The following is a 17,303-nucleotide window of genomic DNA, read 5'->3' as shown; positions in this document are numbered from 1 at the left end:
TTAGTTAAATTTCACCCCAATATTATTGATAGCTAAAACTCTTTACTAGCTACTTTGGTACTGAAAAAATCGGTACTAGAGTAGCTTGACTTTTTTACAACTATAGCTCTAATTCCTCGTGTTTTTGTTGTGAATAACGTTGTTGCAATTGATGGGAGAAATTGATTAACTGCGTATTCCAATCCCGACTTTTGCACTTGAGTTGAGTCGAGTGTGGCAGTAGTTCTTTAACAGCCCGTGCCACTGTTGGTTGACTAAAAGCTACCTGTACACAAGGAACATTACGTAATCTTTCAACAGGTAAATTTGAAGTGTCATCTACTGCCATGTAAACTGTTCTGTTTTCTGGTATTCCTTTAACTTGATATTCCAGCATGGCTACTGAAATGGCATCAATGGGAGAGTCAGACAGCACGACAGTACTAGTTTGTTCACTAGGCTTTTTCCCCAAAGTAAAGTAAAACCAGCTATCACGGCGAACTGTACCTAACTCATAACCAGAGAATTTATTGGTTGTACCTTCTAAGAAAGCCCCTTTGGTATTCCCTTCCAAGTCCCGCATCACAAACACTACATTTGCTTTTGAGTCGGCATAAACTAGCCCCTGGTTATGTAACATTTGTACGCAATCAGAGGGTATGCCTCGTTTCTGGGTTAGGTAATGTTCTACTTGCTGCCACTGTTTTTTATCCTCAATCGGTGGAGCGAATTGCGGTACTGGTTGAGTTTGGATAATGTCAGCCGTAACTTTTTGAGCATGAGCAATCGCTGCACGTTTTGCGCCGACTTCACCAAATCGCTCCCCTATCCATGCGATCGCAGTTGTTTGGTTGCATTGATTAACGTGTTTCACCAAATCAATTGCATGATTACCTTCAAAATAAGAACCGGAAGCAAGGTCGCTAAATTTAGAGCCATCTATATTAATGATGTGGCTTCCTCCTACCCATTCATTCCCTTTACGCCACAGCCCTAACTCCCAAGCAACATCATCTAAAGCTAAATCAGTTGACCACTCGGTAAGCTTTTTTATTGATTGATTATCTTGTTCTAATTGTGCAATTCTGAGCCGTAACTGTTCATTTTCAAGTGAGAGAGCTTTGGCTGTAGCTTCCATTTCCTGTTTACGTTGATTCGCTCTGTCTCGGTCGGCAGCTTTGGCCTTCAATTGCGCTGCACTTAGCTCATCAACTTCTAAGTCACGCCCCTCCTCCACAATGCGGTAAAAGTCTTTGATGTCCTGGTGCTTTGCTCTGCTTCCCTTGATACCGCGCTCTAGTTCGATTAGCCGCATTGTCTGGTAGTACGAATCCTGAAATTCATGAATTTTCTGCCGCCCGTCAAAGAAATGATTACAGCGCAATTGCCCCTGATCATCAACCGGCACAAAGTAAGCGTGAATGTGCGGGGTGGCTTCATCTAGGTGTAATTCTGCCCTGACAATGCGTGAGCCATATTCATCAGCCAACCACTGGTGAGTCGCTTCTACCCAGTCATCCAACTTTTGTTGTTCATAGTACCCAGCATTAGTTGGGCAGTCGGGACGGAAATAACTGGGCGATGCACTCAACAGTAACTCCACGCAGTACACCGCATCAGTGCGAATCTTTCGCTTTTGTTCATGCTCGGCAATTTTGGCTAGTACCAAATCCTCTAATCGTTCCTCTGGGTTGAGGCTACCGATGAACCGAATATTTTTTTGAGTGGGGTCAGCGTTTGGGGTTTCTCTTTCTCTTGCAGTGTGAGATGCACTCCCTGATATATTACCCCGCTTTAATTTTTTTAATCGCGCGATCGCGTAGCTCATGACTTCACATCTTGGATAAACTTGGTATGATTTTGTTATCACGCTGATTTACCCAAAATCGGAGCAATTGCGACTAGTCGCCAAAATAGCTAAATTGCTCAAATGCGAAAAAGTGAAGATAGTCGTAGTAAGTACGTACGATTATTTTAGCGGCTTGAAAGACTTTTTGAAGGAACTCTAATACCTAACTAGCTCAAGTGCTTACATAGCAAAGACCCCAGGCATTTAGTCGCCTGATTCTAAGCAGTGAATAATTTGGGTACGAATTACGCACGAATACTCATAAATGAGGGAAAAAGCGCAACGCAGTGAAAACACAGTGGAAACGCAATTGAGAGAAAAAGGGGGCTTTCTCCGCCTAAATACTCATTTAGACTACCCGCAATACTCATTTTTGTATCAAGTATTGCAAATGTAAACAATAAGACAACTGTACTGAGTTTTAAAAATGGACAAACAGGGAAGCAAAGACGTTGAACTGCCAAGAGTAAAACGGAGACATGATTCTTGGGATGGAAGAACTATTGAATACTTGGTGAATCATCGCTCAAAAAAGTCGGCAGGTGAACTGACAATGGAAGCAGTGACAAGTTACTGGCTAATAGAAGCATTAGTGGGAAAGGTAAGTAAAGAGGAATTTATTGAAGCTTGCTTGTCGAGTATTGGGGAATTGGAAGGAAAGCTAGTAAAGATTAGAATTTTAATGCAAAAGGTTTCTAATTCTTTTGAAGTAGATAGTAGTGCGATTTTGCCACCACAACAAATAGAGCAGAACAAATCATCGATTTTAGAAAAAAGCTTGCCAATCTCAACAAATGTGATTCGCAAAGATAAAGAAGAACAAGAGGAACTAGAGCAAACAAGTCAGCAGGAAGAATCCTTACTATCTGATGATGATTTGGGATTAATGGACTTGAAAATGACACCAGACTTGTTAATGGCTACTCAATTGTTGGGATTTGACGAAACAAACGGTAATAAAAATTTATGACAACTACAAATACTAATCAGGACAAATCAAGCCAAGTCGTACAGTTTATACTGACGGCAGACTTGGGGGGTAGTTCAACCAAAGCGATCGCTCAGATTTATCCGGCGGGAGTGCCATTTGCATTGTGGATGAGTCCAGAAGTTGCCGATGTAGGAGAGGGTTCAACCAAACATTTAACTGTAGATGCGCTGCCTGATGATAGCGCTTGGGTGAGAATTGGTCAGGAATATTCTGTATTAGGGAGTATTGCAAAAAGAGAGTTTGCTGGAACTGCGGCACTGCAAGATTTGAAGTCTGAATATGCCTTATCAAAGGTTGCTGGTTTGTTGTGGCTAGCTAAACGTCAAATAAATCTAGATATTCACGAAATGTTTCTCCAGATTTTGCTACCACCTGGAGAAGAGAAGAATGTACAAGATTTGGCTAAAAAGTTTGTCTTGAACTATAGGCAAGGAGTAATAACGCCAACGGGAAGAATGAAAATTAAGGTCAATAGCTTCAAAAACCTTCCTGAAGGAACAGGTATTATTTCTTACAGAAATCGCGCTCTAGGGAATGTATTTTCTCAAAAAAATATAGGATTGTTAATGCTGGGTCATCGTAATGCCAGTTTTACCCTTTCAGAAAAAGGGAAAGTAGCAAAGAAAGAATCGACAGACTTGGGGATGAATTGGGTGTTACAAAAGTTTGTCGAACGTACTAGCGTAGGACTATCGAAAGATGATCCGTGTATAGCGGCGGCTTTAGTGGAAGCAAGTAAAGGTAATTTCACTGCATTACGAAATTTGTCACGTAGGAATACACCATCAGGAATTAACTCGGATTTAGAGTTGTTTAAATCAGTTTTAGAAGTGATTCGGGATGAATACTGTCGAGCATTGCTGCGCTGGGTCAAAAACCATGTACCATTAGATGAAGTTCTCATCTGTGGTGGTACTGGTGAGTTTGTGCGTCGAGAACTGACACAATATTTTCAAACAGAAAGCATCCCTATCGTTTGGAATGGTGGAGTAGTTATTCCCAAATCCTTAGATACCGTTGGCTTGGGTGAGCGACTGGCTGATGTTTGGGCAACTCATATTAGTTATGTGAGAATGCTGGATGAAAATTTTTGCTATGAGCGCAAACAGAAATTAGTACCAGATTCTTATTCTCCAGCAGTTAATCATCTCACTTCTATCAATAGAGTGTAGTTCATATCTTGCACTTGATGTTAGACAGATATTCTGTCTAACATCGTAAAAGCCTCTCTTGGTAAGAGATATGCTTCAACTTGCACCTTACCTCATCTGAAAGTGCGATCGCTCTAACACTAACAAGCGTGAACAATTAACATTGGCAAATTAAGATGGCTGAAACGACACATTTGCAGGTACAAGAATTATCACGATTTGCCCAAGAGCAAGACTTCAATCAGCAATATCGTCAGTATTTTGGCGATGTCTGGGACGAAGTTGGAGTTAAAGATATCTCCAAAATGACCATCCAAGATGCCGAGCAAACCTTGAAGGTACTAGCTGATAGTGAAGCATCTCCCCAATTCATTAAATCCCTACTAGCACAAGCAGCAATTGATGGTGCTACACCGCAAGTTTTAGAGTATTTTCTCACAAGCGACATTGACTCAGATGGACGGACTTTGGCTGAGGAAATATTTCAGGATGGGACGAACCCACTAGAGCCGGATACACCCCAACCATCACCCAAGGCACAGGTTTTATCTCCATCTCCAACTGAAGATTTGGACTGGGAAATATAGCATATCTTCTCAAACTTTACTAGCAACCTGAGTTTTGATTTTTTCAGTACTCAAGTTGCTAGTTCTTTTTAGAAAGCATATTTAAACTTCTTAAGTTAGGTATGAGTTCCATTTTTCAAAAAGCACACTAGGGTGTAATTGAATTATCGATTACACCTGTTCCCTCAACTAACTCAACAACTAAACAAGGCCATAGTATGACTATATTAGGTATTAATAGACCTTTAGATACAACCCAGGCAAAACTGTGGGACGAGCGCGATTTGTCTACAAGCGATCGCCGCCAAGAGCATCTAGAAATTCTCCTGTGCCAGAAAGTACAAATAGGTGAAGACCCTGCCTTGTGTGAGAAAGTGTTGAATTATTTGTATTTCTCGGCATTTCAACAGAATCTGAATCGCATTACTGTCCAAAAGGAGAAAGAAAAGTCGGTCTTTGCATCCGTACAGCAAGTGATTATTACGTCCTTTGCTATTTTAGGAATGTTTGCGTTCCTTGCCGCCGCTTCCAACAAGTCAGTTGTGAGGTCGTCTGGGGTAATCCCTCCAACTATAGAACGGCAAGCCAATTAAGCAAACAGTTCGCTTTTTCGCCCAGCAGACAAGGGAAGACCAACTGCAAGTATATGTGGGCTGAAGTAGTCAGAGAACACTCGGCATTCAATTCACTGCACATATTAATCATTAGACCCTTTGCCATTTTAGGAATGATTGCCTTTTTTAACGGGGCGTTTCGCTCTGCCAAACCATCGGCTGCTGCTAACCTGCCTGCTGTTCAAGCTCATTAAAAGGATGTCACTAAAAAGCTGAAAGCGCTGTTTTATAATGCTTTCAGCTTATATTACCACTCGCTCTGCTTAGGGTGAGCTTAATATGCTGTGTCCTTGTCGAAAGGCAAACTGTCAACATCCTCAAAGTTACGCAGGTCTTGCTCCATCTGCTGCCGACGTTGGACGTATGTTCTGCTGTTTCCAATCCTCCCTTCCATTAACCATTCACCAAAGTTGATGCCTTGTTCTACGTGTGAGGCAGACATTTTATTATAATGATCAACCTCCATTTTCTTACGCCACTCAAGCTGCTCTAGCGCACTTTCACTGATGCCAATTTGACGAGCATATTCTACATATTCAGGTCTGAAAGAACCATCTGGGTTAAATTCCTTTTTTTCTTGTTCAGTAAAGAAATCGTAGGCTGTGTAGATTGGCCACGGTTCTGGATCAGTCTCGTCTAAGTGCTTCCACTCGTCATACTCTTCTTTTACTCTACGAGCGTAGTCATCAACTGCTTCTGGATGTGCGCCAAGAGATAACTTTTGTTGTCTTACTTCATCTTTTAAAGTTCCATCTGCATTGAATTCTTTCTTATGCATATTTATCCAACGCTTAATTCTCGACATACAAACCTCTCAAGATATTAACCAACTTCCATTAATTTCTTAAAAACATGACTCTGGAAATTAAACATTTTGATCCCAGGCTCAACCAATGGATTTATACAGATGATCGTAAAAACATTTTAACTGAAAATCTCAGTAATACTTTACTGGAATTTTACTTTCCTGATAAAAAATTCTCCTTTGGGCATTCAGATGAGTACAGTACAGACGAAGAATTAAAGAATCATCCAGACGGACAAATTTTATTGCTATCTTCTAAGACTCGCTTACTTTACGGAGATAAAGAATGTTTAGATACGATTCAAAAAATTTGTCCAGATAGTAAAGACCGTGGGGCTTATGGTTCCATCTTCCTTGGGGCTTGTAAAAATGCGATTCACGAAAAGCTAAACATTCTGGTAGTAGATGATTCTACTGCTAACAGAGGTGATAATGGAGGGATATTATCAAATGATTTGGCATATAAATTAGTTGGTGACTGTTATGGGCAGATTTCAACACAGCTTTATGAAAAGCTAACCTTAAGAGAATCCCAAGCAGATAAAAGTTATCGTGTAATTCAGCATCGATTTGGTTGGGTGGATGGAATTGGAGAAGATACTACTAAATACCGTTTTGGCAAAGGAACACTCCGACCATACAACTTAGATAAAATAGAATATGCAGATCCTAAGAGCAAACCAAAAATAGACATAATTCTTCCCGTAAGCAGTTTTAAGGGAACAGACAAAGATAGACCCAAAGGGCCTACTAAACCTCAAATTCAACCAGGATTATATCAGCAAAATATTTGGTTAGCTGAAAAAGCACAATCTCAACAAGGTCAGATGTCTATCTCCCAACTATTGGCATCTTTTCCTCACGGGCTTAAAGATTTTGTAGAGGAACTAGAGGTACAAGCTCAAAGATTAGCCTCTATTCAAGATGATCCAAGAATTGTTGCTGTTTACTATTGTGAAAGATACGAAAAACGCAAAGAATCATTGAACCAAAGTAAATTAAAAATAGGAGAGATCAAAAACCAAGGAATAGATGTTAAAAACTTAGGAAAAAATGAAGATTTAGATACAGATGAGGAATTAGATGACGAGAATACTAAAGATGACTTGTTCATGTACAAACTCATTAAAGCTGATTTACTAGGGCATCAGCAGCTTTTAGAAACTGAGAAGGTCAAACAGGAATTAAACCGTTTTGTACAAAGTGAGTGGCGAGATATTGCTATTGGGAAAACGCTTACTTTTGACCGAGCAATGATTATTCCTTCCAAAGAACTCAAAAATGGTGAAATCTGTGCCCCTTGGCTGGAGCTTGGAGAAAAAGTTCTTAACTTTCGCTCTCCTTTCCTCAACTCTAATGGTTTGTGTGTCTCTACTAATAAACACGTTGAAGACCGTCTTGCTCCAGATGGTAAATCTTTGCAAGGCATAATTGTAGTCAATGACGAAGACCACAAGCGGATACAGCAAAGAATTGCACAGTTAGAAGCGCGAGGGGTCGATGTTGATTTTATCGACCCAGCAGAAACCGAATCAGAACGCCAAGCACGAGACTACGATGGTGATTGCATTGGTGTGGCAAAAGCCAGCTTATACCCCAATTTAACAGCAGAGGCAGAGCGAAGAAATCTTCCCCAAAACGCCTATTCGCCCACGGTTAAGCTCAAAAAACAATCATTCTATGATCCCAGCGATGGAAGCCAGCCCCCTTTTGAAAAAATCGCCATTCACATGAGCGATAGCATCAGCGTGGGCATAATCAACAATCAAGTGACAGCACTGGAAGCATTAGAATCAGAAATTGAGGTACTAAACACTTATGGTACTTTAGAACAAAAATCAGAATATTTAGAGCAAGTATCTAAGCGCTATCAAGGTTTATTTGAACAGGAACATGACGAGAAGCCCAAACCAATTAGAGCAGAGTACAAACCCTTCATGCAATCTGTTGTAGCTCTAGCAGAGAATCCTAAGAGAACGCCAGAGATTATTCAGCAGGCGATGGATCTTAACCGCCTAATGTACCGAGAAATGATTGGTGAGGGATGTTATCAAAACCAAATAGCGGTTGATTTATTCAAAAGTGCAAAAAAACCTGAGATGAATTTAATCAGGGAAAACAGCCGCTACTTGTATCGTGATGTTAATTATATTAAAGATAAGAAATCTTCGTCAGTTTATTTAAGCACGGGGATAACACCAAAGGGCTACTCACCAGTAGAATTATTAATTAGCCAAACCAATAAATATTTCCAAGAATCACAGTTAGAATCGCGTCCCATTGTCCAGTTTAAAGACTTGTTCCAAGGAGTAGAATTTACACCACAGCAGAAATTTACAGCGATCGCCGCCAAGTACGAGTTTGATCAGAAATTCAACGCTGCGGTACGTATGGAGCGACGGCGGGAAACCGAGAAAGGGCCATCAGCAATCATCCAAACTCCACAGTCTTGCCAACTCGAAATTACCAATCTCACCCATTACGAACATCCTCTGATTTGGAAAGCCCAAACGTTGAACATTCGCCTAGACGAAATACCAGAGAAATGGCGAACTAAAGAACGCCCTCATAAATTATTAGCAGTTGCACAAATCAATGGTGAGATTGGGGAGGATAAGAAACCCGCTTACCGCAACCTGGGGACAGTTAGCCAACAATCTGTGACTGACCACAACCTCAAATCGGGGATGACCATGCAGGGAGCTAAACTCCTAGAACTAAAACCAGAACTTACTAGAAGCCAAACTAAATTACTTTTCGATAAGGCACAGGAGACGGCTCTCGCATTTTACGCTTCTATCCCAGAGTCAGAAAAACTTGCATCTGCCGCCGCCGCTTGGAACATCTGTGCATCCCGCCAAGATGAACTTGAAGTTGCAAGAAAAGAAAACGCAAATCCCCAAGCGATCGCTAAAAAAGTCTCTAATTTTGCCTTCGCTGCTTTCCCCAATGAGATTATTTCTCGCTTAGATAAATTGCAATTTACTGAGCCGAAGTTAGTCACGCTAAATCATGAAGCGAATCATTTTTTGGGTCGAGACTGGAACAAGGATGATTTGCACCCGATAGAAATTAGGGCTAGCCACCACCCAGTCGGACATGAACGCCACGTTTCCAGACTAATGTTTGTCCAGGATGCTGACGGCGAATATAAGGAATTCGCCATGCTCGAAACCAGAACCGCACAGCTTCCTATTGGTACAAAGGCGCAAGCAAGTATGGTTGGGGTAGAACCTGCTACTGCCAAAGCAACTATTGGGCTGCCAGGAAACGAGCCGATTGAAATTACTATCCGTGAACTCAAGAACTTCTCTTATGCAGGACTTGTTTTTAACGACAAACCCGTAAACTTAGAATTTGGCACTGTGCCGATTCCTGATAAAACAGTAAAAATCAAACTTGATGGCAAAACCCTGGGTGAGTTAGACAGTGATTCTGCCCAACAGTTAAAAGAAATTAATTATCTTAAAAATGGTAATCCCCTAAAATTAAAGCTCACGTCAATCTCTGAGACAGGAGATCAAGCTTTTGTGCTGGGTGAATCTCCCAATGGGAATCTCCTCAAAATTAATAAAATTAACTTTTATGATTTTTCTGGTCAGACATTCAATGATCAAGATTACCGAAAACTGACTATCGAAACCTCAGCTTCTAAAACTAGAGATGCTGTGTTTTTGAATGGTGAACCCTTGGGGGTATTGCACTTCAAAAAAGACAAAGACGCGCTCAGACAACTTGGACTGCTCAAAACTGGGCAACTTACACCCGCACCCGCTATTATTCAAAGTAATTTTTCTGTTATTTGCGCTCAAATTGACCCTTATACCGTTGAATATCCCCAGAAATGGACGAAGGAATTTCAGGCTTTTAGGACTCAATCAGTTAACCCTCAACAACAGGACATGATTGATAGTAGTGCGAAAATTCTACATCATATTAAAGAGCGTCCTACTTTCTTATTTTCTACAGAATCAAACAAAAAACTTGGAGTCATGGGCTTGGCTGTTGACAACCAGAAAGCTGAGACTGTAACTAAATGGTTAACTGCTCAAAAAGTTGAATGGCAGCAAGTACCAATAGAAGATGTCATCATGGAAACCAAAAAAGGTCTAGCAGTATTTCACTTAGTCAGCAGTTCAATTCCCCCCAAAACTTTGGAGAACATGACCAAAAAATTTGGGGCTGTGATTGAATCAAGTACTGAATATCAACAAGAAATTAAATCTTTGGCCACGCGATCGCAATTCTTGAAACCTCCGTCTCAATCAGCACAATCCCCGCCTCAACAAAGCGCTCAATTCCACCCAAACCAAGAGGTTCAAAATGTCGCCCCTCCTGTCATCAAAGGCAAACCGATTCCGATGAACTACCCTTTAATGATGCATGGTGACACTAATCCAATACCAGTAAACACTTGCATTGATGCGATGAGAGGATATGGTCGGACTCATACCACTAGAGCTTATCAGCCTTACAAACAGTATGGATTTAAACAGGGTGATATAGCTCTAGCTACAGGCATTGATAAACAAGTCGCCTTTCGAGTAGGTAAGCAGTATCAAATCACACCCTCTATGATTGCTGACCCTGTTTATCAACAGCAGTGGGCTGATATGGAAAAGCACTCACCCAAAGCATTACCAGAACTATTCACGGGTAAACAGCAGGTGTGGGGGCTGCACTTAGAGCCTTTAGGAGATTATGTGGAGGGTTTTATAGTCCCGTTTCCTGAAACACAAAACAGAGCCGTACCCAACCAAGAAGTCCAACCTCAATCAGTTACTATTGATGACTTGAGAAATTGGTACAATGCCGCAGATAAGTTAGGGAAGTCGGAAAATTACAAAAAGCGCATTGTGGAAGTGGCAAATGGGTTTAAAGCTGGTGAGCAATTATCAGCCGAAGCGTTGACAGTAATGAATAAAGATACATTTGAGCTTGAAAGAATCAGTCGGCTGACTCAAATTGCTCAAAGGATTGGCATGGTCTGGGGTAAGACCAATGAAAATGGCACTCAAGTTTTGGGAAAAATTTATGATATAACCTTTAGTACCCAGCAGAGGGATTTAACTATTTCGCAGAAAAATGGAGAGGTAATTTTAAACTTGCAATCTGGTCAGGTGCAGACTAATAAACTAACTCCACAGATATTGCAAACTTTTGAGGATGCTAATACTCAAATTGATAAAATATTAGCTAAATCTCAAACACAACAAATAGACTTACAAAGATAGATTTGAACAATTCAGCAGCCAGGAGCCAAGTCGCTTTGCTCCAATTCGTAATTACTAATGGGCTGCGCCCCGCTACGCTCTAAGCAAAGCTATGCCGCAGGCTTTACGTAATTCGTAATTAATACCCTATGAATAAATTCAGGAGCTTGGAATATGGAGCGGAAGCATTTCTTTGTCTTCTATAGCTAAAGTTAGGAGCTTGAAAGGAAAAACGACTTGCAGCAGCACGTAAAGAAGCAAGAAACCGACCTTTGAGCAAAAAATGCTATTACAGGTGAGTAGAGGCACTTACCACTGTAGAAAACCTTGTAAGCAAGTCCACTCGTGTGATTCATGCTTTTGACCGAGGAGGTGATATTACAGAAGTTTTCGACCAAGTTCGTCAACTTCAGCACACGGGAGTTTTGGATTTTTGAAAAACTAAGTTAGCTAGAAGGTTGCTCTATAAAGGTTTACTTCTCAGTGTACTTAGGAAAATTCAACTTTCATCGCTACATACGCGTTTGCAAAGCGTTTGTATAGGAGAATTGCTCCTAAATTTGCTCCCAGACAGATGCTTCCTAGTCCCAATAAAATGTATGTGGGAGCCATGACAACTCCAATCATGAACCAAGCAAATACGTGCAGTATGATTAATAAAGCAAAGGTACTGGCAATTGCAGCACTTCGCCAAATCTCAATAGCTGGACGACACAATAATGTCAAACCTATTGTTAACGAGGTAGCAATTAGGTTGACTGGGATTAGAAAGGCACAAATGCCAATGCAGTAAGTGCTTGAGAATCCCGTCAAGGTGTTAAAGTCTAACATTAATTCTCCTAGATTAAATTGCCAAATTTTAGATGAATATTTGTCCTGATATCCTCAAGGTTAGTCAGACTTTAAAAGATTTGTAGCCGAAACTATGGCGTTACTCAGATATTAGTGAAGACACACTATAACTCTGAACCACCAAGAAGTTGGTGGTTCAGAGTTATAGTTCGTATTAGCTACTAGTCAAGCACTTAAGCAGGAAATATTGTCCGGGTAATCAGTGCGCTGGCGAACCCAGAAACACTAAGACCTAGCAAAATACTAGTAAGCAAAAGACCTATTCGAGGGTTAGAATCTAGTTTTTTGTCTTCTCTACCACCTGTAAAGAATAAAGACCAAGCTTGGGAAGCATTGATAGTCTTAAAGCTATTAAAATCAGGTCTGAAAACAACAGAACCAAATAGCTCAGGAGATTTAAAGTCTAAATCATTGTTCATGTAAATAACTATAACAAATATGTTGCTAAATAGCTAGCTTTATGATACACACCTACAGATCAAGGCAAGGTAGATATATCGAGGGTAGCGATCGCCGGCGTTGAGTGGTGATTTTTCAGAGGGAGCTTCCACCCCTTTTTGTCCTTAACACTTGCCCATGAATGACCCTTTTAGGGAATGTTTTCATTTGAATAGTCAAGTTGAGGTCGAGGCTGAAACAACGGTAAATCAAGGCTTTTGATAATAAACTTTAGCAAACTTTACAACGTGTCCGATTTTGCACATATCACGGCGGATACCCATTAAGTCTGTTAAAATTCGCTTTTGCCCTTACTGGGGTTTTTCCTATAAAGAGTCTGTTAATTCTGTTGTGGTTTGAATAAGATTTTGGGTGCGATTCGTTGTCAGGGTAATCGCACTCATTTTCTTGTTCACCCATCTGTACAACTGACATTAATTTTCTTGAGAAAGAAGAGCTTGTAACTGCTGAACTTGTTCAAGACTTAAACCCGTGACTTGTGAGATTTCTTGCACAATCATTCCTCTTTTGAGTAAATTTAATGCAATCTCTTCTCTTGTTTTTTGAGCGCCTTCCTGTTGCCAACTTGTAACAATCTCCATAATTTCCTCCTGTTCATCTAATCCCATTGTACTGATTGCCGCTTGAAAGACCTGTTTCTCAGTATCGTCGAGCCGCAAATAAGTATCAACAAAGCCCGAAATCAATTGCATACGTGCTGGGTCTAATTTTAAGGTCGCCAGCAGCCGCAAACATTCCGCCTTCACCTGTGGACGTTCTTGCTTGGAAATGTTCATCTTCGACATTAATGCTGCCGCCACCGGATTTGGCTGCGTGAGAAAATCGCGCCAACTTAAACGATTCAACTGGATTGCTACAAACTGAAATTCCAGCACTTTTAAATCTCCACAGGTGACGCGATAATTTTGGGGTTCGGCGCGTTTGGGTTCATCAAAAGAAAAAATTACAACTGGGTAAATCGGTAAATCATACTTTTCATGTAGGCGCGCAAAATATTTAAACATCCGCTTTGCAAAGGCTGTTTCAGTGTAAGACTGGTTTTCAACATGAATTAGAAAACAAGTGTCTTGTTGTTTATAACGCACCTGCGCCAGTAAATCAATTTCCTTCTTTTCGCCAGAAGTGACATCATTAAATACTTCCTGCGGTAAAAGTTGGATGGAATTACGATCTATTTGGCTGGCTACTTGAGGCAGAAACAAATCAAGGAAATCAATAAAAAACGTAGATAATAATTCTTTGAAAAGGCGGTCGTGGTCAATCATAATATTTATCTTTAACTTTCATAACAATCATTCTATTTTCAGGTTAAGATTTTTAATAAAGCTCAGTATTGCATATACTAAATATCTCTGCAATCCACTAGAATAAAGAGATGATAATCTGATTTATGTATATTAGCTATTAAAACAGACTTCATGAGATACAAGCTATGAAATTATCAGACTTATCAGCAGAAAGCCTAGAAAAAATTAAGGCAGTTAGATGGGATAGGATTATTGAGAAACATGAAATTTTTCGGAAACCGGGAGTAGCTTTATTGAGAAATTCTGTGCCAAAAGAACGTATCTGTTCAACAAAGTTCTTCAGTTCTGTGCGCTTTCTCTTGATCTGTTTGAGTAGTGATTGATGTTCTTTTTCTAGAAATTTTAAGCGGATATGTAATTGAGACAGAGCTAGCGGAGTTACTTTAATTGATTGCGATGGGACTGTAGTTTTTCGAGGCATGAAATACGTATGTAAGTAGAAAGTTTAAAATATAACTGTTGTATTACTTAGGGAATGCGAAAAAAACACATCTTGGATTATACACCACGGACTCAAATGAAGTTTTTAATAGTTTTCTCGATCAAAGCATCTAAGTGTGGATTAAACTTCGGTTTTCGTTTTCGTCCGTTTGTCTTGCAGCTTCTTGAGTTCAGTCACAGAGAGTTCATCGGAATCCGCGAACGATGCTAAATGCAAGCCGCAAAGCGTCTATGGTTAAACTTTTGGCAACAAGTAAGAATTAATGAGAGAAGCTTGGAGTCTATTGATAATAGAATCACCTTATTGACATAATGTGGATGCCCTGCCCTTATTCATCTACTTCTGTTTTCACCACCGTAGCTAAGAATTATTCAACTGTTACAAAAGCTTATAATTTGAGGTAAAAGTCAATTCTTTGACCTGGATGTTGCTGAGAATAAGCAAAATATCATCTACCCTTCTACGATCGCCTCCGGGGGGCAGTAAAATTGAAGATGGTTTCCACTCAACCCTTGTTTGATATTTAAGTGAAATTGGAATTCCGATATGGACATAAATCCGCTTGACCTGGTTGAGGATGAAAAAGATGAGGTCGAAACGTCACTGAAGCGCGAAAAACGGAAAGGTCGTGTAAATAGTGCTGTTGCAATTGCCGTTGCATTGATCGCAACCTTTATGGGTATCTGCAAAGTCAAAGACGATAATCTGGTTCAGGCAATGCAGCAAGCTCAAGCGAATAAAATTGACGATTGGGCACTATACCAAGCTCGTAATATTCGTGAGGAAATAGCCAGAGCGAATCTGACGCAACTCAAATTGCAATCTGTTTCTCAGTCTTCTGCTGTGAGGGCTGAATATGAAAAACAGATTGCCGCTTATCAAGTAATTGTTGATAAAGAAGACCAGAAAAAGCAGGAACAGAAGTTAGTCGCCGAAAAAGATCAAATAACCTATGACCAACTTAATTACCATGATGATCAGTTTGATCTAGCTGATGCCTTCTTATCGCTTTCTGTCTCACTATTTGCTATCACATCTCTATCTCAGAAAAAATGGTTGTTCTATGCCGCCTTGCTACCAACTATATTTGGCTTGGTGATGGGGTTATCAGGATTATTAAACTGGCAACTACACCCCGATGCATTGACTAAATTACTATCAGAAAATTTTTTAGAAAAGCCAGTCGGAAAAAAAATTGTGAGTATTGGAACTATGCTACCTGATTTTGCTTCCTCACCTGATAAATAACAATAACCCCCAATAGAAATAGGCAGGGGGAGCAGGGGGGGAGGAGGTGAAGAGGAGGAGCTTCTGGAGCAGAAGAATTATTATTTAATTCTTTTTCCCCAAAAGAATACGCACGAGCCTTTCGTTAAGTCAAACTGAACTGGCCTTAAAAGCCGGAATTCATCTTCAAAGCCATCCCAGGCACTAAAATTGTCAAATTAAAACAGAAGAATAAGTGATAGTAATGGCGAATCCCAGAGATACAGAGAATGGATGGTCGCAGTTAACTCGCGGTGCGCCATTGGCAGTAATGGTAGGGGTGGCACTCTATATTTTATACCAACTTTTACCAGTATTAGAACTTTTAGTTGTTGCAGCATTGATTGCTTTAATTTTACGAACTCTATTAAGGTTTTTGCAAAAGTTAGTCAAATCACAGGATATTGCTGTTTTGCTACTAATTGGATTAATCATTGGATTTGTTGTGGTATTAGCTACTGTAGTCTTACCTAGTGTGACATTTGAATCTCAAAAATTAATCAAAACATTACCAACTTATCTCAATAGATTGACAGGAGATGTTGAGCAACTGCGCCAGAAATTTGCTTTTATTCCTGACATTTCCCAAGCACTAATACAATTACGGAATTTGACCGACCAGTTACTAGGGGGAGTACCAGTTTTCTTAGGTGAAGCTTTAAGTTTAACCGTTGAATTGGTAGCGACGTTAATTTTAGCACTTTACATGGCTTACGATCCTAATTCCTTAGTGAAAGGGATTTTAAGATTAGTCCCAAGGCGACATCACCATCGGTTTAAAGGAATTCTTAAGGCTTGCGAGACAAGATTGCGAGGCTGGATTTTTGGGACAGGGATAGCGATGATATTTCTGGGTCTTGGAGCAACATTTGGACTTTTGATTTTGGGGATTCCGTCAGCACTACCATTTGGGATTATTGCAGGTTTATTTGAAATAATTCCTTACTTTGGTTCGGTCATTGGTGCTTTTTTACCAGCATTAGTAGCATTGAGTATTTCACCGCTAAAGTTAGTATTTGTGTTGATACTTTTCTTTGTAATGAATCAAATAGATGCCCATGTTGTTCAGCCTTTGGTGATGGGTCAACAAGTAAATATCCATCCAGTGATGGTGATTGTGACATTTTTGGTAATGGGTAAGCTATTTGGATTTATTGGTGTGCTACTTGCAGTGCCTGCGGCAGCAGTGATAATTACGCTAATTGATGAGTTTACTCCGTCAGAAAAGCTGATAGAGTCAGTAGGAGTTGAAACTGGAATAGATGTTCAATCGAACGATTAAATAAGCAACTATCCAGTAATTGATGACGTATTAACCAAACCCGCCTACTGAGCTTGATGTGTTCTTTATATTTTACTCTTGATCTTTACTTACCCTATTTGACATGACCGCTAAAGTAAAATAAATAATCGTCTCATATTAACTTAATGCGTTTATGACAAAAGTATGACAAAAGTATGACAAAGTATTTTTACTAAATAAGTTGTTTAAAATCCCGAAATAAAGGAAACTTATATATATGCATATTGGTCAAAAGTTAATGAGAATTAAGACTCATCCATTAGGAAAATTATTGTATGAATAGACTTTTTTTTAAGAACTTATTGGGATTAGCAGGTATATCGTTTTTGTCTAGAGTGGTAAAACTTGCTAGAGGTAGGTTAGAAGCATAGTAAACTCGTTTGATATTTTCTAAGAGGCATACGTAATTAAGCCTTTATTCTCACCTCTCCAGTTAGTTTTGCCGTTCTAGGTTTTTGTTTTGTTTGTCTCAATCAGCAATGGCGCTTGTACGCAGTGATGTTGTT

General features: G+C 39.9%; 14 protein-coding genes. 9 read left to right on the top strand and 5 right to left on the bottom strand.

All coding sequences use genetic code 11. The annotated features are described in order from the left end of the window. Positions 1–100: 100 nt before the first annotated feature. Positions 101–1,849, bottom strand: a complete 1,749-nt coding sequence (gene mobV, locus HWQ37_RS05840; RefSeq protein WP_292744843.1) for a MobV family relaxase — start codon at positions 1,847–1,849, stop codon at positions 101–103. 406 nt (positions 1,850–2,255) lie between these two features. Here mobV and HWQ37_RS05835 point away from each other — a divergent pair, with 406 nt between their 5' ends. From HWQ37_RS05835 to HWQ37_RS05815, 5 genes are all read left to right on the top strand, one after another. After that, positions 2,256–2,798, top strand: a complete 543-nt coding sequence (locus HWQ37_RS05835; RefSeq protein ID WP_292744841.1) for a hypothetical protein — start codon at positions 2,256–2,258, stop codon at positions 2,796–2,798. After that, on the top strand, positions 2,795–3,991 hold the full coding sequence (locus HWQ37_RS05830; RefSeq protein WP_094330335.1) for a ParM/StbA family protein: 1,197 nt from the start codon (positions 2,795–2,797) through the stop codon (positions 3,989–3,991). The genes HWQ37_RS05835 and HWQ37_RS05830 overlap by 4 nt, the downstream gene beginning before the upstream one ends. A gap of 155 nt (positions 3,992–4,146) precedes the next feature. Then, positions 4,147–4,557 (top strand): hypothetical protein, encoded by a 411-nt coding sequence (locus HWQ37_RS05825; RefSeq protein ID WP_292744837.1) that lies wholly within the window; start codon positions 4,147–4,149, stop codon positions 4,555–4,557. Between the two features lie 197 nt (positions 4,558–4,754). Continuing rightward, positions 4,755–5,129, top strand: coding sequence for a hypothetical protein (locus HWQ37_RS05820; RefSeq protein ID WP_292744835.1), 375 nt, complete (start codon positions 4,755–4,757; stop codon positions 5,127–5,129). Positions 5,130–5,182: 53 nt separating this feature from the next. Next, positions 5,183–5,344: a hypothetical protein gene (locus HWQ37_RS05815; protein ID WP_292744833.1), complete on the top strand. Its 162-nt coding sequence runs from the start codon at positions 5,183–5,185 to the stop codon at positions 5,342–5,344. A gap of 80 nt (positions 5,345–5,424) precedes the next feature. On the opposite strand, the gene HWQ37_RS05810 is transcribed toward HWQ37_RS05815, so the two are convergent. Next, complete coding sequence (locus HWQ37_RS05810; protein ID WP_292744831.1) at positions 5,425–5,955, bottom strand: hypothetical protein; 531 nt, start codon at positions 5,953–5,955, stop codon at positions 5,425–5,427. Positions 5,956–6,002: 47 nt separating this feature from the next. Between HWQ37_RS05810 and HWQ37_RS05805 the strand changes: the two genes are divergently transcribed. Next, on the top strand, positions 6,003–11,189 hold the full coding sequence (locus tag HWQ37_RS05805; protein WP_292744829.1) for a hypothetical protein: 5,187 nt from the start codon (positions 6,003–6,005) through the stop codon (positions 11,187–11,189). Positions 11,190–11,657: 468 nt separating this feature from the next. Here the strand turns inward: HWQ37_RS05805 and HWQ37_RS05800 are convergent, their stop codons facing one another. The 3 genes from HWQ37_RS05800 to HWQ37_RS05790 form a co-directional block, all read right to left on the bottom strand. After that, positions 11,658–11,999: a hypothetical protein gene (locus HWQ37_RS05800; protein ID WP_292744827.1), complete on the bottom strand. Its 342-nt coding sequence runs from the start codon at positions 11,997–11,999 to the stop codon at positions 11,658–11,660. A gap of 194 nt (positions 12,000–12,193) precedes the next feature. Beyond that, complete coding sequence (locus HWQ37_RS05795; RefSeq protein WP_292744825.1) at positions 12,194–12,439, bottom strand: hypothetical protein; 246 nt, start codon at positions 12,437–12,439, stop codon at positions 12,194–12,196. A gap of 453 nt (positions 12,440–12,892) precedes the next feature. Further along, complete coding sequence (locus HWQ37_RS05790) at positions 12,893–13,744, bottom strand: Rpn family recombination-promoting nuclease/putative transposase (protein WP_292744823.1); 852 nt, start codon at positions 13,742–13,744, stop codon at positions 12,893–12,895. Positions 13,745–13,911: 167 nt separating this feature from the next. Between HWQ37_RS05790 and HWQ37_RS34580 the strand changes: the two genes are divergently transcribed. The 3 genes from HWQ37_RS34580 to HWQ37_RS05775 all read left to right on the top strand — a co-directional run bounded on the left by HWQ37_RS34580 (position 13,912) and on the right by HWQ37_RS05775 (position 16,776). Then, positions 13,912–14,109, top strand: coding sequence for a hypothetical protein (locus tag HWQ37_RS34580; RefSeq protein WP_363318090.1), 198 nt, complete (start codon positions 13,912–13,914; stop codon positions 14,107–14,109). 665 nt (positions 14,110–14,774) lie between these two features. After that, on the top strand, positions 14,775–15,476 hold the full coding sequence (locus HWQ37_RS05780; RefSeq protein ID WP_292744821.1) for a DUF4337 domain-containing protein: 702 nt from the start codon (positions 14,775–14,777) through the stop codon (positions 15,474–15,476). A 223-nt stretch (positions 15,477–15,699) separates the two neighbouring features. Next, positions 15,700–16,776: an AI-2E family transporter gene (locus tag HWQ37_RS05775; RefSeq protein WP_292744819.1), complete on the top strand. Its 1,077-nt coding sequence runs from the start codon at positions 15,700–15,702 to the stop codon at positions 16,774–16,776. Positions 16,777–17,303: the final 527 nt, after the last annotated feature.

Source organism: Nostoc sp. NMS4 (assembly GCF_017115095.1).
Classification (GTDB): Bacteria; Cyanobacteriota; Cyanobacteriia; order Cyanobacteriales; family Nostocaceae; genus Nostoc.
The sequence above is the reverse complement of the archived record's forward strand: the minus strand, read 5'-3'. Positions and strand labels throughout refer to the sequence as shown.